The organism is Hartmannibacter diazotrophicus, from assembly GCF_900231165.1.
Taxonomy (GTDB): domain Bacteria; phylum Pseudomonadota; class Alphaproteobacteria; order Rhizobiales; family Pleomorphomonadaceae; genus Hartmannibacter; species Hartmannibacter diazotrophicus.
Genome location: NZ_LT960614.1, coordinates 221,507 through 244,303 on the forward strand (window position 1 = coordinate 221,507; position 22,797 = coordinate 244,303).

The 22,797-nt window shown below is 65.9% G+C and carries 22 protein-coding genes; 9 read left to right on the forward strand and 13 right to left on the reverse strand.

Features of this window, described 5'->3' with window-relative positions; all coding sequences use genetic code 11:
- Positions 1 to 7 precede the first annotated feature (7 nt).
- The 3 genes from sdhC to HDIA_RS00995 all read right to left on the reverse strand — a co-directional run bounded on the left by sdhC (position 8) and on the right by HDIA_RS00995 (position 3,034).
- A complete protein-coding gene (gene sdhC / locus HDIA_RS00985; RefSeq protein WP_099553551.1) occupies positions 8 to 406 on the reverse strand; it encodes a succinate dehydrogenase, cytochrome b556 subunit in 399 nt (132 codons plus the stop codon).
- Between the two features lie 292 nt (positions 407 to 698).
- The gene (locus HDIA_RS00990; RefSeq protein WP_099553553.1) at positions 699 to 1,769 is read right to left on the reverse strand and encodes a MaoC family dehydratase; all 1,071 of its coding nucleotides are present in this window, start codon (positions 1,767 to 1,769) and stop codon (positions 699 to 701) included.
- A 176-nt stretch (positions 1,770 to 1,945) separates the two neighbouring features.
- Positions 1,946 to 3,034, reverse strand: coding sequence for an Acg family FMN-binding oxidoreductase (locus tag HDIA_RS00995; RefSeq protein WP_099553555.1), 1,089 nt, complete (start codon positions 3,032 to 3,034; stop codon positions 1,946 to 1,948).
- Positions 3,035 to 3,200: 166 nt separating this feature from the next.
- Here HDIA_RS00995 and HDIA_RS01000 point away from each other — a divergent pair, with 166 nt between their 5' ends.
- Positions 3,201 to 3,554 carry an ArsR/SmtB family transcription factor gene (locus HDIA_RS01000; RefSeq protein WP_099553556.1) on the forward strand — a complete coding sequence of 118 codons (354 nt, stop codon included), beginning with the start codon at positions 3,201 to 3,203 and terminating at the stop codon, positions 3,552 to 3,554.
- Positions 3,532 to 4,509 (forward strand): SRPBCC family protein, encoded by a 978-nt coding sequence (locus HDIA_RS01005; RefSeq protein WP_099553558.1) that lies wholly within the window; start codon positions 3,532 to 3,534, stop codon positions 4,507 to 4,509. The genes HDIA_RS01000 and HDIA_RS01005 overlap by 23 nt, the downstream gene beginning before the upstream one ends.
- Before the next feature lie 67 nt (positions 4,510 to 4,576).
- Here the strand turns inward: HDIA_RS01005 and HDIA_RS01010 are convergent, their stop codons facing one another.
- The 6 genes from HDIA_RS01010 to hutC all read right to left on the reverse strand — a co-directional run bounded on the left by HDIA_RS01010 (position 4,577) and on the right by hutC (position 9,377).
- The gene (locus tag HDIA_RS01010; protein ID WP_099553560.1) at positions 4,577 to 5,410 is read right to left on the reverse strand and encodes a phytanoyl-CoA dioxygenase family protein; all 834 of its coding nucleotides are present in this window, start codon (positions 5,408 to 5,410) and stop codon (positions 4,577 to 4,579) included.
- A 17-nt stretch (positions 5,411 to 5,427) separates the two neighbouring features.
- Positions 5,428 to 6,222 carry an amino acid ABC transporter ATP-binding protein gene (locus tag HDIA_RS01015; protein ID WP_099553562.1) on the reverse strand — a complete coding sequence of 265 codons (795 nt, stop codon included), beginning with the start codon at positions 6,220 to 6,222 and terminating at the stop codon, positions 5,428 to 5,430.
- Positions 6,219 to 6,887 (reverse strand): amino acid ABC transporter permease, encoded by a 669-nt coding sequence (locus tag HDIA_RS01020; RefSeq protein ID WP_099553564.1) that lies wholly within the window; start codon positions 6,885 to 6,887, stop codon positions 6,219 to 6,221. The genes HDIA_RS01015 and HDIA_RS01020 overlap by 4 nt, the downstream gene beginning before the upstream one ends.
- Complete coding sequence (locus HDIA_RS01025) at positions 6,887 to 7,528, reverse strand: amino acid ABC transporter permease (protein WP_099553566.1); 642 nt, start codon at positions 7,526 to 7,528, stop codon at positions 6,887 to 6,889. The genes HDIA_RS01020 and HDIA_RS01025 overlap by 1 nt, the downstream gene beginning before the upstream one ends.
- A 149-nt stretch (positions 7,529 to 7,677) precedes the next feature.
- Positions 7,678 to 8,508: a transporter substrate-binding domain-containing protein gene (locus HDIA_RS01030; protein WP_099553568.1), complete on the reverse strand. Its 831-nt coding sequence runs from the start codon at positions 8,506 to 8,508 to the stop codon at positions 7,678 to 7,680.
- Between the two features lie 140 nt (positions 8,509 to 8,648).
- Positions 8,649 to 9,377 carry a histidine utilization transcriptional repressor HutC gene (gene hutC / locus HDIA_RS01035; RefSeq protein WP_099553570.1) on the reverse strand — a complete coding sequence of 243 codons (729 nt, stop codon included), beginning with the start codon at positions 9,375 to 9,377 and terminating at the stop codon, positions 8,649 to 8,651.
- 312 nt (positions 9,378 to 9,689) lie between these two features.
- Between hutC and HDIA_RS01040 the strand changes: the two genes are divergently transcribed.
- From HDIA_RS01040 to HDIA_RS01070, 7 genes are all read left to right on the forward strand, one after another.
- Complete coding sequence (locus HDIA_RS01040) at positions 9,690 to 10,466, forward strand: SDR family NAD(P)-dependent oxidoreductase (RefSeq protein WP_099553572.1); 777 nt, start codon at positions 9,690 to 9,692, stop codon at positions 10,464 to 10,466.
- A 323-nt stretch (positions 10,467 to 10,789) separates the two neighbouring features.
- The gene (gene ytfQ / locus HDIA_RS01045) at positions 10,790 to 11,749 is read left to right on the forward strand and encodes a galactofuranose ABC transporter, galactofuranose-binding protein YtfQ (protein WP_099553573.1); all 960 of its coding nucleotides are present in this window, start codon (positions 10,790 to 10,792) and stop codon (positions 11,747 to 11,749) included.
- Between the two features lie 97 nt (positions 11,750 to 11,846).
- On the forward strand, positions 11,847 to 13,385 hold the full coding sequence (locus HDIA_RS01050) for a sugar ABC transporter ATP-binding protein (RefSeq protein ID WP_099553575.1): 1,539 nt from the start codon (positions 11,847 to 11,849) through the stop codon (positions 13,383 to 13,385).
- A gap of 68 nt (positions 13,386 to 13,453) precedes the next feature.
- The gene (locus tag HDIA_RS01055) at positions 13,454 to 14,437 is read left to right on the forward strand and encodes an ABC transporter permease (RefSeq protein WP_099558629.1); all 984 of its coding nucleotides are present in this window, start codon (positions 13,454 to 13,456) and stop codon (positions 14,435 to 14,437) included.
- The gene (gene yjfF, locus HDIA_RS01060; protein ID WP_099553577.1) at positions 14,437 to 15,417 is read left to right on the forward strand and encodes a galactofuranose ABC transporter, permease protein YjfF; all 981 of its coding nucleotides are present in this window, start codon (positions 14,437 to 14,439) and stop codon (positions 15,415 to 15,417) included. The genes HDIA_RS01055 and yjfF overlap by 1 nt, the downstream gene beginning before the upstream one ends.
- Complete coding sequence (locus HDIA_RS01065) at positions 15,414 to 16,181, forward strand: FadR/GntR family transcriptional regulator (RefSeq protein WP_099553579.1); 768 nt, start codon at positions 15,414 to 15,416, stop codon at positions 16,179 to 16,181. Before yjfF ends, HDIA_RS01065 begins: the two co-directional genes overlap by 4 nt.
- Before the next feature lie 58 nt (positions 16,182 to 16,239).
- Positions 16,240 to 17,172 carry a dihydrodipicolinate synthase family protein gene (locus HDIA_RS01070; RefSeq protein WP_099553581.1) on the forward strand — a complete coding sequence of 311 codons (933 nt, stop codon included), beginning with the start codon at positions 16,240 to 16,242 and terminating at the stop codon, positions 17,170 to 17,172.
- Between the two features lie 283 nt (positions 17,173 to 17,455).
- Here HDIA_RS01070 and HDIA_RS01075 read toward each other — a convergent pair whose 3' ends face one another.
- Genes HDIA_RS01075 through deoC form a run of 4 tightly spaced genes read right to left on the reverse strand, consistent with a single transcriptional unit; the run spans position 17,456 to position 22,527 of the window.
- The gene (locus HDIA_RS01075; RefSeq protein ID WP_099553583.1) at positions 17,456 to 18,190 is read right to left on the reverse strand and encodes an SDR family oxidoreductase; all 735 of its coding nucleotides are present in this window, start codon (positions 18,188 to 18,190) and stop codon (positions 17,456 to 17,458) included.
- A 57-nt stretch (positions 18,191 to 18,247) separates the two neighbouring features.
- Positions 18,248 to 19,189, reverse strand: a complete 942-nt coding sequence (gene rbsK / locus HDIA_RS01080; protein ID WP_099553585.1) for a ribokinase — start codon at positions 19,187 to 19,189, stop codon at positions 18,248 to 18,250.
- A 29-nt stretch (positions 19,190 to 19,218) separates the two neighbouring features.
- Positions 19,219 to 21,594, reverse strand: a complete 2,376-nt coding sequence (locus HDIA_RS01085; RefSeq protein WP_099553587.1) for an aldehyde dehydrogenase family protein — start codon at positions 21,592 to 21,594, stop codon at positions 19,219 to 19,221.
- Positions 21,595 to 21,597: 3 nt separating this feature from the next.
- Complete coding sequence (gene deoC, locus HDIA_RS01090) at positions 21,598 to 22,527, reverse strand: deoxyribose-phosphate aldolase (RefSeq protein ID WP_425432967.1); 930 nt, start codon at positions 22,525 to 22,527, stop codon at positions 21,598 to 21,600.
- Positions 22,528 to 22,797 lie beyond the last annotated feature (270 nt).

The following is a 22,797-nucleotide window of genomic DNA, read 5'->3' on the forward strand; positions in this document are numbered from 1 at the left end:
CCTGTCCTCACCGAGCGATATAGCCGACGATCCAGACAAGGATCGTCAGGATGACGGAGCCGGCGATGGTGGCCTTGGCGAGCAGTTCGCGCGCCTCCGGGCCGAAGCCATGGCCGAAGTCCCAGATGAAATGCCTGAGGCCGCCGAGCATGTGGTGGATCAGCGCCCACGTGTAGCCGAAGAGGATGAGCCGGCCGAAGAAGGAGCCGAAGAAGCCGTCCACGAGGGCGAAATAGTCAGGCCCGACGGCGGCGGCGATCAGCCACCAGGCAACCAGCAGCGTGCCGACGTAGAGCGCCGCGCCGGTGATGCGGTGGACGATGGACATCATCATCGTCAGCATCGGGCGATAGATCTGCAGGTGGGGCGAGAGCGGCCGTGCGCTCTTGTGCGAAAGATCGGCCATGGGTTCCGGAGTCCCCTCGCAAGGCTGGCGTCGTGACCGGCGCCCGTTCCAGGATTGGCATATTACGCTTACGTAAACGTAACGTAGCCGCTCAAATCTCAAGAGGTTCTAGCTTGTCTTTTGCGCTGCGTCAAAGCCCAAAACACTGGCATTCCAACAATTCAATTCGCTGCAAGCACATAATAGCGTCGAAAGATCGTTTCGATGCGGTAAACAAGATGACGTTACGTAAACGTCATCTATGCAGTGAGTCGTCATCAACGTCCCTATTCTGGGAATTTGGCGCGCAGGTTCAGCGCGGCAAGAGAACCCAGTAATCGAGTTCCAGCACGACCGAGGGATCCGCCGGGCCGGAAACGTCTGCGCCGGGGAAGTCGTCACACGGACGGTTCTTCGTCGCGATGGTCCGCACGCGAAGGGCGCCGACGTCGCTGCGGCCGGGGATCTCTCCCGCCTCCAGGATCTCCGACCAGGCGAAGATCGTGTCGTGGGCGAAGGTCGGGTTGACGTGCCGGCCGCCGTTGATCGCCGCGATATGGAAGGCGTTGCCGAGGCCGTTGAAGGTGAGAGCCCGGGCGAGCGAGATGACGTAGCCGCCGTAGACGATGCGCCGGCCGTTGCGGCCCTGTGCCTCGTAGAACTGGTTGAAGTGGACCTTGGCCGTGTTCTGGTAGAGGCGGGTGGCGATCTGGTGCTCGGCTTCCTCGATCGTCATGCCGTCGACATGGTCGATGCGTTCGCCGACCGTGTAGTCGCCAAAGCGATGCGGGCTGCCGGCAAGGTCGTTGTCCCACTCGCCGGTGTCGAGCAGGGGCACCGCGTCGCCGAGCGCATCAGCGGGAAGCGCCTTCGGCAGCGTCGGCACCACGGGTTCGGGCGCCGGCGCGCTCTCATCGCGCTTTCGCACCATCACCCAGCGCACATAGTCGATCACCTCGGTGCCGTCCGCCGTGTAGCCGGTCGAGCGCACGTAGACGACGCCGGTCTTGCCGTTGGAATTCTCCCGAAGGCCGATGACCTCGGAGACGGTGGAGAGCGTGTCGCCGACGAAGACGGGGCTGAGGAAGCGGCAGCCGGCATAGCCAAGATTGGCGATGGCGTTGAGGGAGACGTCCGGCACCGTCTTGCCGAAGACGATGTGGAAGGCGAGCAGGTCGTCGATGGGGCTGCGGTCATAGCCGATGGCCTGGGCGAAGGCGTCAGAGGACTGTACCGCGAAGCGGCTGCCGAAGAGGCCCTGGTAGAGCGCCACGTCGCCGGCGGTCACCGTGCGCGGCGTCGCGTGGCGGATGACCTGCCCGATCTTGAAATCCTCGAAGAAATTGCCCGCGTTCGTCTTGGTCCCCGCATTCGTCTTGGTCATTGGCTGCCTCCCCCGATCGTCGGTTCCTTCATACACCGGCGATCTCGCATCTGCGAATGGTCAAGGCTCATAGCCGGGGAAGCAAGGCAAAGTCACGTGGTCCTTTGGTCGCGCGTGACGGAGCGGGCCGGCGACGGCGTCCTGTCGACCGGGCTGCGGGGCGGGAAAGACGGGCATCATGTCAAGAGGCTCTCCACGGGGCGGCGCGGCGAAAAGGGAAGTTGTGGTCCTCGCCCGAAGCGCATCACGATGTCCGGGCGCCGTCCGGCGACACCCGCGATCGCCGCGAGGTCAGGCCGCAGAGCGGCAACCTCGACCGGCTGGTTGATGAAGGACGTGCACAGGCCAAGGCTCGTGGCCGCAAGCGCGAAGCGCTGGCAGGCGCGGCCGACCGCGACCCAGTGCACCCTGTCTTCCCGTTCGCCGGTGAAGACCGCGATCCCTGGCGAGGTGTCGATCTGGCGCGCGTATTTTTGCCGCTCCGCCTTTGCCGTGAAGAAGAGGTCGAAGGCTGGAGCCGCGAGCAGGTCCGGCAAGACCGGATTGCCGCTGGAAGCCGCGAAAAGCCCGTCACCCCGGGCGAGCGCGTCGGCGGGATTGAAGCGCAGCCATGTCCTCAGTTCGGCCATGAAGGCCGGATCGGCCATCTGCTCGTCGTTGCCGGCAAGGACCAGGTCCCGGACCCTGTCGATCGCCGGGCGATCGGTGAGAATGGCGAGATCGACGCCGGGCGTCTCGGCTGCTTCGGCGAGGGTCTTCAGGTCGGCGGCGGAAACCGGTGTTCCGCTGAAGTCGGCGCGGGTCGACTGTCGCCGGGGAATGGCGTCGAAGAGTGGATCGGGCCTCGAAGCGCCATTCGAAAAGACATAGCGGATGGCGCCTGTCTCCTCGATCGCGATCTCGCCCGGGTGGCCGGTCGCCTCTGCGGCGATGCGAAGGTTCTCGGCCGCGCACCCGAGGCTGACGAAGAGATGATGGTCATCCGGGTCGACGGCGGGCGTCGAGCGCAAAAAATCCGGCCGGATTCGGATCTCGCCCGGCAGGACGGCAAATGACCAGGGTTGCGTGTTGTGGCCGTTGGCGGCGAGCGCCGCATACCTGACGAGATCGGACGGCGCCGGGTCGCGCGGGAGCGGTGCGCGCAGGCCAGCGGCATAACGCCGATAGGCGGACATGGACCCTGTCGCCGTGCGCCAAGCCCATGCGCCGGAAACGCCAAGCGTCGCTATGCCGGCAGCCCCGATCAGAAAACCTCGCCTTTTCATCGGCGCCCCCCTCATGTCCGGCCCGATGGTGCCGCATCCGGCAGCGTTCCGACATGACATTGATCAATCAGACCCGCGCAATCGGGAGGGGAAAGGTCGAAAGCCTTGACAACCGGAACCGTTGGCCTTAATTAGCCTATTAGTTAAATAACTGACTGGTTAAATAATGCAGGCCGATCCCCTCAGTGCCACCTTCGCCGCGCTCGCCGATCCGACGCGCCGTGCAATCCTCGCGCGTTTGTCCAGGGGGGAGGCCTCGGTCTCGGAGCTTGCCGAGCCTTTCGAGATGTCGATGCCGGCCGTCTCCAAGCACCTGAAGGTCCTGGAGCATGCGGGCCTGATCAGCCGCAGCCGCGAGGCGCAGTGGCGGCCTTGCAAGCTGGAGCCCGAACCGCTGAAGGCCGTGGACGCCTGGCTCGACGAGTATCGACGCGTCTGGGAGGCGCGTCTCGACCGCCTTGAGGATTATCTGAGGAAGATTCAACAGGGAGTGAGTGATGATGACGGCAGCAAAGCCTGATCCTGGCAGTGACCGTACCGTGGTGATCAGCCGAACGTTCGCTGCGCCGCGCGCGCTCGTTTATCGTGCCTTCACCGATCCCGAGATCCTTTCCAGTTGGTTCGGTCCGCGCGGCTTCGACGTTCCGGTCTGCGAGCTTGACGTTCGTCCCGGCGGCCGCCTGAAGATCGTCATGCGCGGCCCGGACGGAACCGACTATCCGAACACCGGCACCTATCTGGAGGTCGAGCCCGAGCGCCGTCTGCGCTACACCAACGAGATGGACGACCACCCGAAGTCCTGGCACGACATGCTGGCTGGCCATCGCGGCGTGCCCGTCGGCACGCCGCTCGAACCGCCGGTGGCCACCGTCGAGTTCAGCGATGTGCCGGGTGGAACTCTGGTGACGATCACGTCCACCTTCGCCACTGCTGGCGACCGTCACGCCTTCCTCGAAACGGGGATGCGAGCCGGTTGGGCCGCATGTCTCGACAAGCTCGCGGAACTGGCGGCAACGGATTTTACGGGCGAACAGGCTCGCGACATCGTCATGACCCGCTTCATCGCGGCGCCGGTCGCCCTCGTCTGGTCGGCCTTCAACGACGTCGACCGCATTTCCGCCTGGTGGGGGCCGGACGGCTTCACCACGACGGCGAAAAAGTTCGAGTTCCGGGTCGGCGGCGAATGGGTGCACACGATGCATGGCCCGGACGGCACGGACCATCCCAACCGCTCGATCTTCCGCGAGATCGTCGAGAATGAGAAGATCGTCTACGACCACGATGACGGCTCGGGCACCGGGCCGCATATGTTCCGGGCGACGACGACCTTCAAGTCCGTCGACGGCGGCACGGAAATCACCCATCACATGGTCTTTGCCGATCCGAACGAGCGCAGGCGCGCCGCCGGCTTCGGGGCCATCGAACTCGGCTACCAGCACCTCGGCAACCTGGCTGCCTTCGTTACCGGCAAATGAGCTGGATAAGCTACCCGGAGATCGGCGATGCCGGCTCCGGGCCTTGCGGGCATGGCGTCGATGGACGTCAGGCCCGCTCGTAGACGACCGGGAAGTCCGGCCCTTCCAGCGGCTCTCCGGTCTTCAGGGTCAGGTGCGAGAAGGGCGGCGAGCCCTTGCCGCCGCGATCGATGAAGACCGCATCGTCGCCGACCCAACGGGCCGAGAAGACCCGGCGGCGGCGCGTCGACGTGTTGGCCGGCGCGCCATGCAGGGTGCGGAAGTTGAAGGCGACCGCATCGCCCGGCTCCAGCGCCCAGCCGAGAATGGTGTAGGCGTCGCGATTGCCATCGACATCGGGCACGGGCGCACGGGTGTCGTTCTCGTAAAGCGCCGTGCCGTCGAAGCGTTCCGGGCGATGGTCGAGGCCGCTTACATGCGTTCCGGCGACGCATTCGAGTGTCGTCTCGCGCGAGACCGGATCGAGCGGGACCCAGAAGCTCACCGACTGCGCGCCGCCGACGCAGTAATAGGGCATGTCCTGATGCCAGGGCGTGACCATCGAATTGCCGGGTTCCTTGACCAGCACGTGATCGTGAAAGAAGCGACCCTTTTTTGAACCCATCAGATGCGCGGCAATGGCCCCGGCCGGCGAGCCGAGGACGAAATCCCTGAATTCGGGAATGTCCTGCCAGTTGCACAGATCCTGGAAGAAGGGCGCGCCGCCGTCCTTGGGCTTGTAGGACCGCTCGCGCGGGCTGGGGTGCGCCATCAGTGTTTCCATCCCGGCGGCCAGCGGCGCGATCCAGTCGGAAAAAACGCCGCGAAGCACGATGGCCCCGTCGCGCTGGAACGCGGCGATGTCGTCGTCGCTTGGCAGAATGGCGGTCGGGTCCTGAATGACGGTCTCAGCGTTGGCCATTGGCAGTCCTTCCCTCGTTACAGCAGCGTCGCGGCGCCCCGGTCGAGATAGGTGTCGAGGAACTGCTCGATACGCGGATGGCGCGGCTTGCCGAACACCTCCTGCGGCCCGCCCTCGACGAGCAGCTTGCCGTGATCGAGGAAGACGATCTTGGCCCCGACAGAGGCGGCAAAGCCGATCTCGTGCGTGACGACCAGCATGGTCATGCCGGTCTTGGCAAGGTCGCGCATCACGTTCAGCACCTCGCCGGTGAGTTCGGGATCGAGCGACGACGTCGGCTCGTCGAAGAGCATGATGCGCGGCTCCAGCGCCAGAGAGCGGGCGATGGCGACGCGCTGCTGCTGTCCGCCGGAAAGCTCCGAGGGATAGTGGCTCGCGCGCTGGCCGAGGCCGACCTTCTCCAGTTCGGCCATGGCGCGTTCCTCGGCCTGCTTGCGCTTCATGCCGCGCACGGTGACGAGCGCCTCGGAGACGTTGCCGAGGGCGGTCATGTGCGGCCAGAGATTGAACTGCTGGAAGACCATGCCGATGCGGCTGCGCACGCTTCGGATTGCACCTGCGGGCAGGCGCATGCGCTCGCCGGAGGGGCCGAGGGCAAAGCCGAGCGGCTCGCCGTCGATCTCGATGAAGCCGTCGGAGGCTTCTTCGAGGAAGGCGATGCAGCGCAGCAGCGTCGACTTGCCGGACCCTGAGGGGCCGATGAGGCAGGTCACCTCGCCGCGCGGCACCTCCAGATCGATGCCGTTCAGCACCGTGGTGTCGCCGAAGCGCTTGACGAGACTATCGACCTTGATGGCGGGGGATGAACTCATGACGCGGAGAACCGGTATTTGGAGAGGCGGGCCTCGGCATAGCGCCCAGCGGCGCTGCAGGCTTCCACCAGCGCCCAGTAGAGCAGGGCCAGGATCGTGAAACTTTCCACGAAAGCGTAATATTGCGTGCCGATCGCGCTGACGGCGAGCGTCAGTTCCGGCACCGAAATAATGGAGAGGATCGCCGTCTCCTTCAGCATCAGGATGGTCATGTTCACCATCGAGGGCAGGATGAGCATGGTCATCTCGGGCAGGATGATCCGGCGCATGGTCTGGGTTTTCGACAGGCCGACGCAGTCCGCCGCCTCCACATGGCCCTTCGGGATCGCCTCGAAGCCGGTGCGCCAGAGTTCGGAATAGTAGGCGGCGCCATAGATGGTGAGCGCGACGATGCCGGCCGTCACCTTGTCCAGCGAGAGGCCGATATAGGGTCCGCCGTAGTAGAGCAGGAAGATCTGCACGAGCGACGGCGTGCCGCGGATGACCTCGACCGGCAGCATCAGAAGGTAGTTGACCGGCCTCGGCCCGTAGCGGCGGGCGACGGCGACGAGGAAGCCGACGATGAGCCCGAGCCCGGAGCCTGCGACCCAGAGCAGGAAGGTCACGCCCAGCGCGCTGAGGATGGTCGGCAGGAAGGAGACGACGAGATCGACGTTGAAGCTCATCAGAGGCGCCCCCAGCTCATCCGCTTTTCCAGCCTGCTGCCGAAGATGGCCACGACGATGTTGATGGCGAGATAGATGGCGCCGGCGGCGGTGTAGATCTGCAGCGGCTTGTAGGTGCTGGCGGCAAGGTTCTGCGCCATGCGGGTGAGTTCGATCACGCCGACCACGGAGACGAGCGATGACGATTTCAGCATCATGATCGCCTCGCTGATCAGCGCCGGCATGGTGAGCTTGACGGCGATCGGCAGGCGGATGCGGCGGAAGGTGTCGTAGCGGGAAAAGCCGCAGATGTCGGCCGCTTCCACCATGCCCTTCGGCACGCCGGCGAAACCGCCGCGCAGGATTTCGGCCTGGTAGGACGAGGTGCAGAAGGCCATGCCGGCAATCGCGGCGACATCGCTTGGCACGTCGAGACCGATGCTGGGCAGGAGGTAATAGATCAGGAGAAGCTGCACCAGCAGCGGCGTGCCGCGGAAGAAGCTGATGTAGAGCCTGCCGATGAGGGAAAGCGATCGGTTCGACGACATCACCGCCGAGCAGATGGCAGCGGAAATGACGAATCCGATGGAAATGGAAATGGCGCTGTAGAGAACCGTCAACCGGGCGGCTTCGACGAGCAGCCAGAACAGCTTCCAGGACATCGGCGGGTGGTTTCCGGGCAATCGCGGTTTGAGACGGCAACCGCGAGCGTCGCGGCGGTTATCCCCTCCCGGCCTCGGCGGGAGCCGAAAGGCGGGGAGGGGAGAGGTCAGTGCGCCCGTCGATCAGGCGGCGTGTCGAGCGTCAGATATCAGAAGGCGGCTTCGGTGATCTTCTCGGGCGTATCGAAGGCGACGCCGAACCACTTCTTCTGCATCTCGGCCATGCGGCCGTCGGACTTCATCTTCAGGAGCGCCTCGTCGACGGCATCCATCAGGCTGGCGTACTCCGCGTCCTTGCGGCCGGGGAAGCCGAAGTAGGTCTTGACGCCGAAGGGTGGCTCGACGAGCGCGAAGGTGTCGGACTGCTGCTGGGCGACATAGGCGATGTTCGGATAGGAATTCGCCACCGCGACGACGCGGCCGGAGGCAAGCGCCGCATAGGCCTCGTTGAAGCTGACGAACTCCTGCGCGTCGACCGGCGTCGGCAGGGTCTTGGAGAATTCCTCGAGCTGGGCGAGCTGGGCCGTCGCCTTGCCGCTGCCGACGGCCTTTCCGGCGACATCCTCGGGCTTCATGATGCTGTCGTCGCCGGCCTTCTTGAGCAGGGCGACGGTGGCCTCGGCGACCGGCGAGGAGAAGCGGTAGCGCTCCATGCGGGCGTTGGTGATGGTGGCGGGACCCGCCACCATGTCGAACTTGCCGCTCTCAAGGCCCGGCAGGACGCCGTCCCACGGCAGGGTCACCCACTCGATCTTGACGCCGAGTTCCTTGCCGATCTCGGCGAAGACGTCGACGTTGAGACCGACGTGCTCGCCGGAGTCATTGATGAAGTCGAAGGGTGCGAAGGCGGTTTCCGTGCCGACCTTCAGAACGCCGTCGGCCTTGACCTTGGCCAGGATATCCTCGGCATGGGCGCCGGCACTGGCGGCCACCATCAGGGCGACCGAGACGGCTGCGGTAAGAACGGACTTCAGGAACATGTCGCTGCATCCCCATCTGTTGCTTGTTGGTTGCGCGGCCATTTGCCGGCGCGGGCGGGCTTAATTGCCTAGACAAAATGGATCGTGCTTTGACCCGATTGTCAATCTGATGATGCCGAAAAAATGCTCAGGCACGATCCTTAGGCGTTTTCGCGCGAGTGACCCGGCTGGAACCGTGCGGCAAGCTGGTATCCGCCGGCCGGGTAGACGGTCGTCGCCTCGGTCACCGGAGCCCCATTTCTCCACGTCTGGCGCCCGAGCGCAAGGCAGGCCGCACCGGCGGGAAGATCGAGAAGGCGCGCGGTCTGAGGGTCTGTGTTGAGCGCCCAGATCCGGTGTTCGGCCTCGCTCCACGGCACGTGGTGCAAGAGCCAGGTGCCGGGCGGCTCGTCCTCGAAGCTTTCCCTTGCGGCCATGGGCACGGTGGAAAGATCGATCAGGCGGTCTTCGAGGGCGAAGGGCCGGCCATCGGCCTGGTGCAGGCATCGGATCGCCAGGACGGGGCGTGGCGTGTCGACGCCGAGCCGGGCCTTGTCCTCCGCGTTGCTCTCGCGCTGCTCGCGTTCGAGAAGGCGCAGGCCGTAGGCATGGCCGAGCGCCAGGATGTCGGCCTGGACGTCGGGGATCTGCAGAAGGGCTGACGGCGGGCGCGGGCGGGCGACGAAGGTGCCGGCGCGGCGACGCCGTTCCACGAGGCCGCGCGAGGCGAGTTCCGTGAGAACCTTGTTGACCGTCATCCGCGAGCAGCCGTAGCTGGCCATCAGCTCGTGCTCGGCGGGAACGCGCTGTCCCGGTGCCCAGTCGCCGGAGAGGATGAGGGCCTCCAGATCGCCCCGGATGCGCTGGTGCAGGGAAACAGGCGGGCTCATGGAACCGACTGAGCTTGTGCCGACGGAAGATGACAATGGCAGACGCCTTTGACGGGCACTCGAAGACGGCACGTCGGTCCTTTCGGGACGGTGGGACTCGCTTGCTGGCAAAATATGTATAGGCATTTTACGGGCCTGCCAACCGGTGCCGGCAAGCCAATCGTGCCTCCGGATGCCTTGGTCCGCCAGGCTCGCCTTCAGCGTTTCCTTGCCTTGGCTGTCATGCAACTATGCCGCCGAAATACAGATTCGCCGTGCGGATGGATTGCGGCAGCAGATCCCTTTCGGCCCCCTTGAACTGGACAGACGATCATGAACGCCTTCGCCCCCGATCTGTTTGACGGTCGCACCATCGTCGTGACGGGAGCGGCAAGGGGCATCGGCGCGGCTGTCGCCCGCGAACTCCTGGCGCTTGGCGCAACGGTCGTCGCCCATGCGGGACGCAAGCCGCCGGCCGATGACGATGATCTCGTCACGGGCCTGCCGGATGCCCATCGCGACCGTCTCACCATCCTTGAAGCCGACCTTGCCGACGCCGGCGAGGCCGAGCGGCTTGCCGAGGCGATCTTTTCCCGCGTCGGGCGCATCGATGGCCTCGTCAACAACGCCGGGACCATGATCGGCCGCATTCCGGCCGAAGAGACGGATCTCGCGGCCTACGAGAAGGTCGTCGACCTCAATGCCCGCTCCGTGGTGCTGCTGACGCGGGCCCTGCTGCCGGGCATGGGCGAGGGCGCATCGATCGTCAACACGACCTCCATTTCCGCCCGGACCGGCGGCAGCGCCGGCTCGTCGCTTTACAGTTCCGCCAAGGCCTTTGTCGCGACCTACACCCGCAGCCTTGCCAAGGAACTCGGACCGCGCGGCATCCGGGTCAATTCGGTCGCTCCCGGCACCATCGATACTGCGTTCCACCAGCGCTACTCCTCGCCGGAAAAGCTGGCCGCGACGGCCAAGGCCATCCCGCTCGGACGGCTCGGAACGCCGGACGACTGCGTCGGCGCCTATCTCTTCCTGCTCTCCGGCGACCTCAGCGGCTACATCACCGGCCAAAGCATCGACGTGAACGGCGGCCAGCTTCTCGCCTGAGCCCCGTCGCTCCTCTCTCCGTCATCAGGTCGTTCTGTCTTCGCACCCTGCGGACGCCTGCGGTCATGTCCCGCCGTGCCGGGAACCGAACCTGCGCGCGCCCTCCTCCGGTGGGCAGCCGAAAACGCCTGTTTCCGCCTTTCCGGGTCATTCAATCGCAGGTCGTTGACGCGCAAGGATTTTCGTCACATAGCGATAATATAATATGACTTATCATATAGTATGACTATTGACTATTTGAGGTCTCTCTCTCAATGATGGCGCATCACCGCGACCGTGTTCGTCAGAAACCAAGGGCGGTGCCATCCTGGGGAGGATATCCAATGAATTTGAAAGCGTTCCTGTGTTCGACCGTGCTCGCCGTCGGTCTTGTCACGCCAGCCATGGCGGCCGACCTGACGGTCGGTTTCTCGCAGATCGGCTCGGAGTCCGGCTGGCGCGCGGCGGAAACCTCCGTCACCAAGCAGCAGGCCGAACAGCGCGGCATCAACCTGAAGTTCGCCGATGCCCAGCAGAAGCAGGAAAACCAGATCAAGGCGATCCGGTCCTTCATCGCCCAGGGCGTTGATGCGATCTTCCTTGCCCCCGTCGTGGCCACCGGCTGGGACGCAGTGCTGAAGGAAGCCAACGAGGCCGAGATTCCGGTAATCCTGCTCGACCGCACGGTTGACGCCCCCGACGACCTTTATCTCACCGCCGTCACCTCCGACACCGTGCACGAAGGCAAGGTTGCCGGCGACTGGCTGGTGCAGGACGTCGGCGACAAGCCCTGCAACATCGTCGAGCTTCAGGGCACGACCGGCTCCTCGCCGGCAATCAACCGCAAGAAGGGCTTCGAGCAGGCTCTCGCCGGTCATGACAACCTGAAGATCATCCGGTCGCAGACCGGCGACTTCACCCGCACCAAGGGCAAGGAAGTGATGGAAAGCTTCCTCAAAGCGGAAGACGGCGGCAAGAACATCTGCGCCCTCTATGCCCACAACGACGACATGGCCGTCGGCGCGATCCAGGCGATCAAGGAAGCCGGCCTCAAGCCGGGCACCGACATTCTCGTCGTCTCGGTCGATGCTGTGCCGGACATCTTCAAGGCCCTGGCCGCCGGCGAGGCGAATGCCACTGTCGAGCTGACGCCCAACATGGCCGGCCCCGCCTTCGATGCCCTGGAGAAGTTCAAGGCCGACGGCACCGTGCCGCCGAAGTGGATCCAGACGGAATCGAAGCTCTACACGCAGGCCGACGATCCGATGAAGGTCTACGAGGAGAAGAAGGGCCTCGGTTACTGATCGCGCCTCCCAAGCACAGCCCGGCCGGATTTCGCTCTGGCCGGGCCTTCGATCCCGGCATCCGGGATGACGACCGGCCGATCGAGCGTGGTGCGTGATGACCAGTCCTTCCTCCGACCATCCTTCGCTCCTGGAAATCAGGGGCCTGACGAAAATCTTCGCCGGCAGCTTCCGCGCCCTGGACCGGGTCGACTTCACGGTTCGGGCGGGTGAGATCCATGCGCTGCTCGGCGAAAACGGCGCCGGCAAGTCGACCCTGATCAAGGCCGTGACCGGCATCCATGCGCCGGATGGCGGCGAGATCCGCCTCGCCGGTCAGGAAATCCGTCCGAGCAATGCCGAGGAGGCCCTGGTGGCCGGCATCGCGACCGTCTATCAGGAGGTCGCCCTCCTGCCCAATCTGTCGGTCGCGCAAAATCTCTTTCTCGGTCGCCAGCCGACCCGCTTCGGCCTCGTGCGCGAGCGCGAAATGCGACGCCGGGCCAGTGAACTGCTGCAAGGCTTCGGCCTCGACATCGACGTGTCGGCGCCGCTCGGCGACTATTCGGTCGCCGTCCAGCATATCGCCGCCATCGCCCGCGCCGTCGATCTTTCCGCCCGCGTGCTGATCCTCGACGAACCGACGGCAAGCCTCGACGCCCACGAGGTCGAGGTCCTCTTCGCCGTCATGCGCCAGCTTCGGGAACGCGGCATCGGCATCGTCTTCGTCTCGCATTTCCTGGATCAGGTCTATCGGATCTGCGACCGCATCACTGTGCTGCGCAACGGCTGTCTCGTCGGCGAGCGGTTGGTCGCCGAGTTGCCGCGTGGCGATCTCGTCCGGATGATGCTCGGCCGGGAACTGGCCGAGGTGGAAGCCGAAAAGGCGGCACCGATGCAGTCCCGCGCCGGTCCTTCGCTCTTTGAGGCCGAGAATGTCGGCAAGCGCGGCCTCGTCGAGCCCTTCGACCTTGACCTGCGAGCCGGCGAAGTGGTCGGCCTTGCCGGTCTTCTCGGCTCCGGGCGCACGGAGACCGCCCGCCTCGTCTTCGGGGCCGACAAGGCTGATGCCGGCCGCATCGCGGTCGACGGCGCCGTGGTGCGCATCGCAAGCCCCCGGGACGCCATCCGCCTCGGCTTCGGCTTCTGTCCGGAGGAGCGCAAGACCGAGGGCATCGTCGCCGATCTGACCGTGCGCGAGAATATCGTTCTGGCGCTCCAGGCGCGCCGGGGATGGCTGCATCCGCTTTTCCGCCGCGAGCAGGATGAAATCGCCGACCGCTTTATCAAGCTGCTCGATATCCGGCCGGCCGATCCGGAACGCCCGATCGGGCTTCTGTCAGGCGGCAATCAGCAGAAGGCCCTGCTGGCGCGCTGGCTCGCCACCGAGCCCCGCCTGCTGATCCTCGACGAGCCGACGCGCGGCATCGATGTCGGCGCCCACGCCGAGATCATCCGCTTGATCCGCAGGCTCTGCGACGAGGGGCTCGCTCTTCTCGTCGTCTCCTCCGAGATCGAGGAGATCGTCACCTATGCCGACCGGGTGATTGTTCTCAGGGACCGCAATCATATCGCCGTGCTCGAGGGCGAGGCGGTCACGGTCACCGGCGTCGTCGCGGCCATCGCCGATGGCGATCAGGATCGAAAGGTGGCATGACCATGCAGGATGCCGAAGGGACGTCGACGCAGATCGATGCCCGGACAAAGCCGCCGGGGGGAGGGATCATGGCCTTGCGCCTGCCGAGGACGGGAACCGCGCAGGTCGCCGCCTTCCTGCTGATTCTCATGATCGACTGGATCGTCTCGCCGCAGTTCTTCGATATCCGGCTGCAGGACGGCCGGCTCTTCGGCAGCCTCGTCGACGTCTTCAATCGCGGCGCGCCCGTGGCGCTGCTCTCGCTCGGCATGGTGCTCGTCATCGCCACGCGCGGCATCGATCTGTCCGTCGGCGCCGTGATGGCGATCTGCGGCGCGATTGCCGCGAGCCTTGCCGACAGCCACTCCGTGTTCATTTGCGTGGCCGCCGCTCTCGGCGCCGGCGCGCTCTGCGGCCTGTGGAACGGCATCCTCGTCGCGGTCTTCGGCATCCAGCCGATTGTCGCAACCCTCATCCTCATGGTGGCCGGGCGCGGCATCGCGCAGCTCATCACTGAGGGGCGGATCGTGACCTTCACCTCGCCGGACCTTGCCTGGTTCGGCGGCGGCTCCCTTCTCGGCATCCCGACGCCCGTCGTCCTCACCCTGCTGATGCTGGTCCTCACCGTCGCCCTCGTTCGCGGCACCGCGCTCGGCCTCCTGATCGAGGCGACCGGCGCCAACGCGACGGCAAGCCGCCTGTCGGGCATCAACATCCGCGTGACCACCATCGCGGTCTATGTCTGGTGCGGCATCTGCGCGGCGCTCGCCGGCATCGTCGCGGCGGCCGACATTCTCGGCGCCGACGCCAACAACGCCGGCCTTTGGCTCGAGCTCGACGCCATCCTCGCGGTCGTCATCGGCGGCACCTCGCTCTTCGGCGGCCGCTTCAGTCTCGTGCTTGCCGTTCTCGGCGCCCTGATCATTCAGGCCATGAACACGGGCATCCTCCTGAGCGGCCTGCGTCCCGAACTGAACCTCGTCATCAAGGCCGTCGTGGTCCTTGTCGTCCTGCTGCTGCAGTCGCCGACAATGGAGGCGATGAGAGGCTATTTCGTGCGGGAGAAACGCTGATGCGCCGCTTTGCCCCCGTTCTTGTCACGACGGTCGTGTTCCTGCTCGGCTTTGCCTACTGCACGATGCAGTTTCCGAACTTTGCTTCCACGCGCGTTGTCATGAATCTTCTCACCGACAATGCCTTCCTCGGCATTCTCGCCGTCGGCATGACCTTCGTCATCATTTCCGGCGGCATCGATCTGTCGGTCGGCTCCGTCATCGGTTTCTCGACGGTGTTTCTGGCGCTCGCCATCGGCAACGGCGTTCCGCCGCTTCTCGCCTTCGCGCTCCTGCTGCTCATTTGCGCCGCCTTCGGCGCGGCGATGGGCGCCATCATCCACAAGTTCGAGATGCCGCCCTTTATCGTCACGCTGGCGGGCATGTTCCTGGCGCGTGGCGCCGCCTTCCTGATGTCGACCGAGTCCGTCCCGATCGACGCCTCGCTCTATGCCGATGTCGCCGCCTTCTCCATCCGCCTGCCCGGCGGCGGGCGCCTGCGCATCATCGCGATGATCATGATCGCCGTCTTCATTCTCGGCGGCATCCTGCTGCACTACACGCGCTTCGGCACCAACGTCTATGCGCTCGGCGGCAGCCGCACGACGACGGCGCTGATGGGCGTCCGCGTCGGCCGGACGACGGTCGCCGTCTACATGCTGTCCAGCGTTCTGGCCGGCCTTGCGGGCATCGTCTTTTCCTTCTACACGGCCGCGGGCTATTCTCTGGCGGCCGTCGGTGTGGAACTCGATACGATCGCGGCCGTGGTCATCGGCGGAACGCTGCTGACGGGCGGCTCGGGCACGATCTTCGGGACCTTCATCGGCATCCTGATCCAGGGTCTGATCCAGACCTACATCACCTTTGATGGAACCTTGTCGAGCTGGTGGATGAAGATTGCGACCGGACTTCTGCTCTTTGTGTTCATCGGCCTGCAGCAGGGCCTGACACGCCTCGCGCGTCGCCCTGTTCTGGCCGGCGCGGGGGCGCGGGCGACATGACTAGCCCCATCGTCGTCATTCCGGCAGGCCGGCACCAGTCGAGCCAGGTGAGCGTCACTCGCACGCTCGCCATCGACATCATTTCCGGCAGATATCCGGAAGGAAGCCTCCTGCCGCGCGATGCCGAGCTGTCGTCGATGTTTTCGGTCTCGCGCACCGTGCTGCGCGAAAGCATGAAGACGCTGTCCGCCAAGGGGCTGATCGTGGCCAAGGCCAAGGTCGGAACGCGGGTGCGCGAGCGTGCCGACTGGAACATGTTCGATCCGGACCTCATCGCCTGGCACCTGGAGGCCGGCGTCAGCAAGCGCTTCCTGCGCGACCTTGCCGACATCCGCCTTGCCGTCGAGCCGCGCGCGGCGGAGCTTGCCGCGCTTCGGCGCGTGCCGGAGATGGTCGCCGCCATGCGCGAGAGCCTTGCGGCGATGGAGGCGGCCGACAGCACGTCGCTGGCCTTTGCCGAGGCCGACCTGGACCTGCACCTGAAGATCGCGGCCGCATCCGGCAATCCCTTCATGCGCAGCATCGGCGCGGTGGTCGAGGCCGCCTTGCGGGCCTCCTTCCGGCTCAGTGCGCCCGCCGAGCCGGAAGACCGCGACCTTGTGCTCAAGACCCATGGCGCCATCGTCGATGCGATCGAGGCCGGCAACCCGGAAGCCGCCGCCGATGCCATGGTCGACGTGATCCTGAACGGCATGCGCCGGCACGGAGCCGTCAGCCCGCTGCCGCAGCGGCGCAGCCGGCTCGGCGGGGTCGTTTCCCCTTGATGACGGCGACACCGCATCCGATCCCATTCAAGACAGTCCACGAAAGACGAGGATAACGATGACAACGAGTGCCGAGGGCCCCCGCTACAAGGGCGTTTTCCCGGTGGCCCCCACCATTTTCGACGCGAGGGGCGAACTGGACCTGCAAGGCCAGTGCCGGGCCATCGACTTCATGATCGACGCCGGCTCCAACGGCATCTGCATCCTCGCCAACTTTTCCGAGCAGTTCTCGCTGACCGACGCCGAGCGCGACGCCGTGGCCGAGACCGTGCTGAAGCATGTCGCGGACCGCGTTCCCGTCATCGTGACGACAAGCCACTTCTCGCCGCGCATTTGCGCCGAGCGTTCCGCAAGGGCCGAAGCGCTGGGCGCCGCGATGGTGATGGTGATGCCGCCCTATCACGGCGCGACCTTCCGCGTCGGCGAGCCCGGCATCTACGACTTCTTCCGCACCGTCTCCGACGCGATCTCCATCCCGATCATGATCCAGGATGCGCCCGTCGCCGGCACGCCGCTGTCGCCGGAATTCCTGGCAAGGATGGCGAAGGAGATCGAGCAGGTCTCCTATTTCAAGATCGAGACCGCGATGGCCGCGGCAAAACTTCGCCGGCTTATTGAACTGGGCGGAACCGCGATCGAAGGCCCGTGGGACGGCGAGGAGGCGATCACGCTGATGCCCGACCTCGACGCCGGCGCGACAGGTGCGATGACCGGCGGCGGCTATCCGGACGGCATCCGCCAGATCCTCGACCCCTATGTCGCCGGCGACCGCGAGGCCGCCATGCAGGCCTATGAGCGCTGGCTGCCGCTGATCAACTACGAGAACCGGCAGTGCGGTCTGCTCGCCTGCAAGGCGCTGATGAAGGAAGGCGGGGTGATCGCCTGCGAGGACGCCCGCGCGCCGCTCGCCCCGCTGCATCCGGCAACAAGGGCCGGCCTCATCGAACTCGCCTCCCGCCTCGACGCGATGGTGTTGAAGTGGGGCAAATAATGCGGTCGAGCCGGGCGGCGCCAGCCGTCGCCCGCAACCGGCGCAATTGGCCTCAGCCTTTCCATCGTCATCACCGGGCTTGACCCGGTGACCCACTCGCCGAACGGCAAATGACGCCCTTGGAGAGTGAAGAAGCGCGAACGGATCACACTGTGCCGTCAGCCAGTGCCGGGAGATGATTGGGTTGCCGGCTCAAGGCCGGCAATGACGATCGAAAGGCCAAGCGTCTCCTCGCATCGGCACTGCCCGATCACGGGACCGAAGCCGACTTACTGGCACTGACTTACAGCGCCCAGCCGCCGTCGATGGCGAAGGCCTGGCCGGTCGTGTAGGTCGCGCCCGCGAGATACACCGCGAAGTCGGCGATCTCCTCGGGCGTGCCGAGGCGGCCCATCGGCTGGCGGGCGATGAAGTCCGCCCGCGCCTTCTCGTAATCGCCGGTGGCCGCAAGGCGCTGTTCCAGCGAGGGGCTCTGCACCGTGCCGGGGCAGATCGCGTTGCAGCGGATGCCTTGTGCCACATAGTCGGCGGCGACCGACTTGGTGAGGCCGATGACGGCGGCCTTGGAGAGCGAATAGGCGCAGCGGTTCGGCACGCCCTTCATGCTGCTGGCCACCGACGACATGTTGATGATCGCTCCGTCGCCCCGTTCCAGCATGCCCGGCAGCACCGCCTTGATGAGGCGGGTCATCGAGCGGACGTTGAGCGCGATGGCGAAATCGAAGTCCTCCTCGCTCATGTCGAGGATCGAACCGGCATGGACGTAGCCGGCGCAGTTGAAGAGGATATCCACCGGTCCGGCTTCGGCGATCGTGGTGGCAATCGAATGGGCGTCGAGCACGTCGAGCTGGCGGGTCGTCACGCCGGCTTCACCGACAAGGGTGCCGAGCGTCTCCCCGTTGATGTCCGTCGCAATGACATGGGCGCCGGCCGCGGCGAAGGCGAGGGCGCTGGCCCGCCCGATACCCTGCCCGGCTGCTGTGACAAGGGCCGTCTTGCCCAGAAGATTGGTCGTCATGGCGTCGTTTCCTCGTGTGTTCTTGTTGTCGTTGCTGGAAGGTCGGTCGGGAAGCGGTCAGGCGGGCGTCGATGTTGCGAGCAGGGCGTCGATCTCCGCGCGCTTCGGCATTGAGGCTGCGGCGCCGGGACGGGTGATCGATATGCCGGCGGTGGCACTGCCGAAGCGGACGGCGGCGATCGGGTCCAGTCCTTCCGAGAGGGCGGCGGTGAAGCCGCCGACAAAGGCATCGCCCGCGCCGGTCGTGTCGATCACCTTGCCGCCGGTGATCGCCGAGACGATGACCGATTTCTCCCGCGTATGATAAAGCGCGCCGCGCGCGCCGAGCGTGATCAGCGCGCAGCCGACGCCGCGCTGAAGCAGGATGTCGCCGGCCCGCCGTGCGTCGTCCTCGTTGCCGGGCGCGATGCCGGTCAGCATCGCGGCCTCGGTTTCGTTGGGCGCGATATAGTCGCAGAGAGGATAGATGGCGTCGGGCAGCGGGGCTGCCGGAGCGGGGTTGAACACCGTCGTCACACCGGCCTCGCGTGCGATGGCAAGCCCGCGCACGGCCGCATCGACGGGCTGTTCCAACTGCGTGACGAAGACCTTTGCCGAACGGATCACGTCGGCATTGGCCTCCACGTCCGCCGGCGTGATGGTGCCCGCCGCGCCCGGATAGACGATGATGGCGTTCTCGCCGGTCTCCGGATTGACGAAGATGAAGGCGGCGCCAGTTGGCTCGATAGTTGATTGCGTCACGCATGCGGTGACGCCGTCCTTGGCCCAGGCCGCAAGGGCGTTGTCGCCGAAGCTGTCCTTGCCGATCTTGGAGATGAAGGAGACCTTGGCGCCCGCGCGCGCCGAGGCGACCGCCTGGTTGGCCCCCTTGCCGCCCGGCCCCATGATGAAGCCCTTGCCGATGATCGTCTCGCCGATCGCGGGCAGGCGGTCGGCCCGGAAGGCGAGATCGGCAACGAAGATGCCGAGATTGGCGACGCCCTTCTTCTGGTCACTCATGGAAACGGAACTCCGGGACAACTTGCATGCTATTCGCCATAGGGAATCCACACCGTCTTCACCTGCACGGCATGACGCAGCAGGATTTCGCCTTCCGTGGCCGCCGGATCGTGCCAGTCGGTCAAAAGGCCGTTGTCCGTCAGCGTGCGCTTGAGATTGCCGGTGGAGAGCCGCTCAACCTTTTCGCCGAGCGCCTTCGCGCCGAAGGCCCAGAGCGCATCGACATCGTCATGCTCGGCGAGGGTCGTCGCCAGCGTCTCCGCCGATCCCGTGACGATGTTGAGCGCGCCGGCCGGCACGTCCGAGGTCTCCAGCACCTGATAAAAGTCGGTAGCACTCAAGGGATGCGGCTCGCTCGGCACCGCGACGACGCGATTGCCCATGGCAAGCAGCGGCGCGACGAGGCTGACGAAGGCGAGCAGCGGCGCTTCGGGCGGGCAGAGAACGCCGACAACGCCGACCGGCTCGTGCAGGGCGAGCGCGACGCCGCGTAGCGGCGGCACATGCACCCGGCCCTCGTATTTGTCGGCATAGGCGGCGGCCGAGAAGAGACGGCTGATCGAGGCCTCGACTTCGGCCAGGGCCTTTGCGGCCGAGGCGCTGGTCATCGCGGTGAGGCGCGCAGCGAATTCGTCGGCGCGTGCAGAAAGATTTTCGCCGAGGTAATAGAGCACTTGCGCCCGGTTGTGGGCGCTCGCCTTCGACCATCCGTCCGCCTTGCGCGCCGCCTCGACGGCGTTGCGGATGTCCTTGCGGCTGCCCTCGCCGACTTCGCCGATCTGGACGCCTTTGGACGAATAGACCGGCAGCGAATAGTTGCCGTCCGGCCGCGCCTGCTTGCCGCCGATGAAGAGCTTGGCGGTGCGGTCGACGCCGGCTGGGGCAAAACCCGCCGGATTGGGAGCGGATGCGGCGGCTGGCCGTGGCTTGCGCTTCTCCCAGCCTTTGGGCTTCAGATACTCCAGCATGCCCTCGCGTCCGCCTTCACGCCCGAAGCCGGATTCCTTGACGCCGCCGAAGCCCGCCCCCGCGTCGAAGAGATTGGTCGCGTTGACCCAGACGACCCCCGCCTGCACCTTGGCGGCAATGTCGAGCGCAAGGCCGATGGTCTCGCTCCAGATGCTGGCGGCGAGCCCGTAGCGGGAATTGTTGGCCAGCATGACCGCCTCGTCCGGCGTGCGGAAAGTCATCGAGACGAGCACCGGTCCGAAGATCTCCTCCTGCGCCGCGGTCGAGGCCGGCTGCACGCCGGAAAGCAACGTCGGCGGATAGAAGCAGCCCGAGGCGGGTAGCGGGCAGGGAGCCTGATAGAGGCTTGCGCCTTCGGCAACGCCGGCCTTCACGAGCCGGTCGATCCGCTCAAGCTGCACCGGGTCGACAATGGCGCCCATGTCGATGCACTTGTCGAGGGGCGGCCCGACGCGCAACGTCTCCATGCGGCGCTTGAGCCGGGCAAGAAAGGTCTCCGCGATGCCTTCCTGAACGAGAAGTCGGGAGCCGGCGCAGCAGACCTCGCCCTGGTTGAACCAGATGGCGTCGACGATGCCCTCGATGGCGCCGTCGATGTCCGCATCCTCGAAGACGATGAAGGGCGACTTGCCGCCAAGCTCCAGCGTCAGCGCCTTGCCGGAACCGGCCGTCGCCTGCCGGATCAGGCGGCCAACCTCGGTGGAGCCGGTGAAGGCGATCTTGTCGATGCCTGCGTGCGCGGCGATCAATGAGCCCGTCTCGCCGTCGCCGGTGACGATGTTGATGACGCCGGGCGGAAGTCCCGCCGCTTCGCAGAGTTCGGCAAAGAGCAGCGCCGTCAGCGAGGTATATTCCGCCGGCTTCAGCACCACCGTGTTGCCGGCGGCAAGCGCCGGGGCGACCTTCCAGGCGAGCATCAGGAAGGGAAAGTTCCACGGGATGATCTGGCCGACGACGCCCACCGGCAGATGATCGGCGAACTCCCGCTCGCCCACCTGCGCCCAGCCGGCGTGGTGATAGAAGTGCCGTGCGGCAAGCGGGATGTCGATGTCGCGCGTCTCGCGGATCGGCTTGCCGTTGTCGAGGGTCTCCACGACGGCCAGAAGCCGCGCATGGCGCTGGATCATGCGGGCAAGGGCATAGAGATGCCGCGCGCGCTGGTGGCCGGAAAGCTTCGCCCAGGGCCCTTGCGCCTTGCGCGCGGCCGCAACGGCCGCATCGACATCGGCAGCATCCCCCTTGGCAAGCCTCGCCAGCGCCCTTCCGGTCGCCGGCTCGAAGGTCTCGAACGTCTCGCCGCCCTTCGAGGCGACGAAGCCGCCGTTGATGAAGTGCCGGAAGCCGCCCGCATGGCGGGCGAGGAAGGCGCGCGCTTCCGTGTCGGATTCAGGGGCTGCGCCGTAGGACATGTCGTCGAAATAGCTGGCAACGCTCATCGCTTACCCCACGGGATGACGGTGGTGAGCCGAATAGCGGCCGGTGACGTGATGCTCGAGCTGGCGCTCGATGTCGGCGAGAAGGCTGGAGGCGCCGACGCGGAAAAGGTCCGGCTCCAGCCAGCGCCGGCCGAGTTCCTCACGCATCAGGAACTGGTAGTTGAGAATATCCTTTGCCGACGAAATACCGCCGGCCGGCTTGTAACCCACCATGACGCCGGTCTGCTCGTGATAGGCCCGGATCGCACGCAGCATGGCGAGCGTGACAAGCAGCGTCGCGTTGACGCCTTCCTTGCCGGTCGAGGTCTTGATGAAGTCGGCCCCAGCCATCATGCAGACCAGCGAGGCCTTGACCACGTTGCGCAGGGTCTTGAGGTCGCCGGTCGCAAGGATCGCCTTGACGTGGGCCTCGCCGCAGGCGGCGCGGAAGTCGCGCATCTCGTCGTAGAGCGCCTGCCAGTTGCCGGTCAGCACGTGCTCGCGCGTGATCACGATGTCGATCTCGGCGGCGCCGTCACGGACGGACGCCTCGATCTCCTTCAGCTTGACGTCATGCGGCACGAGACCGGCCGGAAAGCCGGTGGAGACGGCAGCAACGGGAATGCCCGAGCCGGCGAGCGCCTCGACGGCGGTGGCAACGAAGCGATGGTAGACGCAGACGGCACCCGTGGTGATGGGGCGGCCCGCCATACCGAGCGCTTCGAGGATGTCATGGCGAACGGGAGACTTTGCCTTGGCGCAGAGACGCTTCACCCGCTCCGGCGTGTCGTCGCCGCTCAGCGTCGTGAGGTCGATGCAGGTGACAGCCTTCAGGAGCCAGGCGGCCTGGGCATCCTTCTTGACCGTCCGACGGCCGGGGAGTGTCGCGACCCGCCGCTCGCCCGCCGAATGGTTGAAGCGCACACTGCGGACCCAGGCCTCGTCGAGCGCCATGCCGGGATTGCGCGGCAGGGCGTTGTGTCCCTTCGGAGCGGTCTCGGGAAAGGCAAGGCCCGTGGCTCTGGCCGGATCGGCCATCGTGTTCTCCCGGTCTGGCGGCGGCCCGTTAAGGGGCGGGTTCCTCGGCGGAAAGGGCGCGGGCCCATGGCCGAGAACCTCGGGCAAATCGCCCGCGTCATTGACTTGTTATCGTTGTGACTTTGGTACGGCGCGCGCGAAAGGGCGTCAAGCCTCGCCCGCCGGGACTCTCCGGCGGGGATTTCC

Coding starts and splice junctions, on each gene's coding strand:
- yjfF (WP_099553577.1), top strand. CDS start 14,437: ATGCGCCGCTTTGCCCCCGTTCTTGTCACGACGGTCGTGTTCCTGCTC.
- rbsK (WP_099553585.1), bottom strand. CDS start 19,189: ATGAGTGACCAGAAGAAGGGCGTCGCCAATCTCGGCATCTTCGTTGCC.
- hutC (WP_099553570.1), bottom strand. CDS start 9,377: ATGAGCCCGCCTGTTTCCCTGCACCAGCGCATCCGGGGCGATCTGGAG.
- HDIA_RS01040 (WP_099553572.1), top strand. CDS start 9,690: ATGAACGCCTTCGCCCCCGATCTGTTTGACGGTCGCACCATCGTCGTG.
- HDIA_RS01000 (WP_099553556.1), top strand. CDS start 3,201: ATGCAGGCCGATCCCCTCAGTGCCACCTTCGCCGCGCTCGCCGATCCG.
- HDIA_RS01015 (WP_099553562.1), bottom strand. CDS start 6,222: ATGAGTTCATCCCCCGCCATCAAGGTCGATAGTCTCGTCAAGCGCTTC.
- sdhC (WP_099553551.1), bottom strand. CDS start 406: ATGGCCGATCTTTCGCACAAGAGCGCACGGCCGCTCTCGCCCCACCTG.
- HDIA_RS00995 (WP_099553555.1), bottom strand. CDS start 3,034: ATGAAAAGGCGAGGTTTTCTGATCGGGGCTGCCGGCATAGCGACGCTT.
- HDIA_RS01055 (WP_099558629.1), top strand. CDS start 13,454: ATGGCCTTGCGCCTGCCGAGGACGGGAACCGCGCAGGTCGCCGCCTTC.
- HDIA_RS01005 (WP_099553558.1), top strand. CDS start 3,532: ATGATGACGGCAGCAAAGCCTGATCCTGGCAGTGACCGTACCGTGGTG.
- deoC (WP_425432967.1), bottom strand. CDS start 22,527: ATGGCGCTCGACGAGGCCTGGGTCCGCAGTGTGCGCTTCAACCATTCG.
- HDIA_RS01070 (WP_099553581.1), top strand. CDS start 16,240: ATGACAACGAGTGCCGAGGGCCCCCGCTACAAGGGCGTTTTCCCGGTG.
- HDIA_RS00990 (WP_099553553.1), bottom strand. CDS start 1,769: ATGACCAAGACGAATGCGGGGACCAAGACGAACGCGGGCAATTTCTTC.
- HDIA_RS01010 (WP_099553560.1), bottom strand. CDS start 5,410: ATGGCCAACGCTGAGACCGTCATTCAGGACCCGACCGCCATTCTGCCA.
- HDIA_RS01075 (WP_099553583.1), bottom strand. CDS start 18,190: ATGACGACCAATCTTCTGGGCAAGACGGCCCTTGTCACAGCAGCCGGG.
- HDIA_RS01030 (WP_099553568.1), bottom strand. CDS start 8,508: ATGTTCCTGAAGTCCGTTCTTACCGCAGCCGTCTCGGTCGCCCTGATG.
- HDIA_RS01065 (WP_099553579.1), top strand. CDS start 15,414: ATGACTAGCCCCATCGTCGTCATTCCGGCAGGCCGGCACCAGTCGAGC.
- HDIA_RS01085 (WP_099553587.1), bottom strand. CDS start 21,594: ATGAGCGTTGCCAGCTATTTCGACGACATGTCCTACGGCGCAGCCCCT.
- HDIA_RS01050 (WP_099553575.1), top strand. CDS start 11,847: ATGACCAGTCCTTCCTCCGACCATCCTTCGCTCCTGGAAATCAGGGGC.
- HDIA_RS01025 (WP_099553566.1), bottom strand. CDS start 7,528: ATGTCCTGGAAGCTGTTCTGGCTGCTCGTCGAAGCCGCCCGGTTGACG.
- HDIA_RS01020 (WP_099553564.1), bottom strand. CDS start 6,887: ATGAGCTTCAACGTCGATCTCGTCGTCTCCTTCCTGCCGACCATCCTC.
- ytfQ (WP_099553573.1), top strand. CDS start 10,790: ATGAATTTGAAAGCGTTCCTGTGTTCGACCGTGCTCGCCGTCGGTCTT.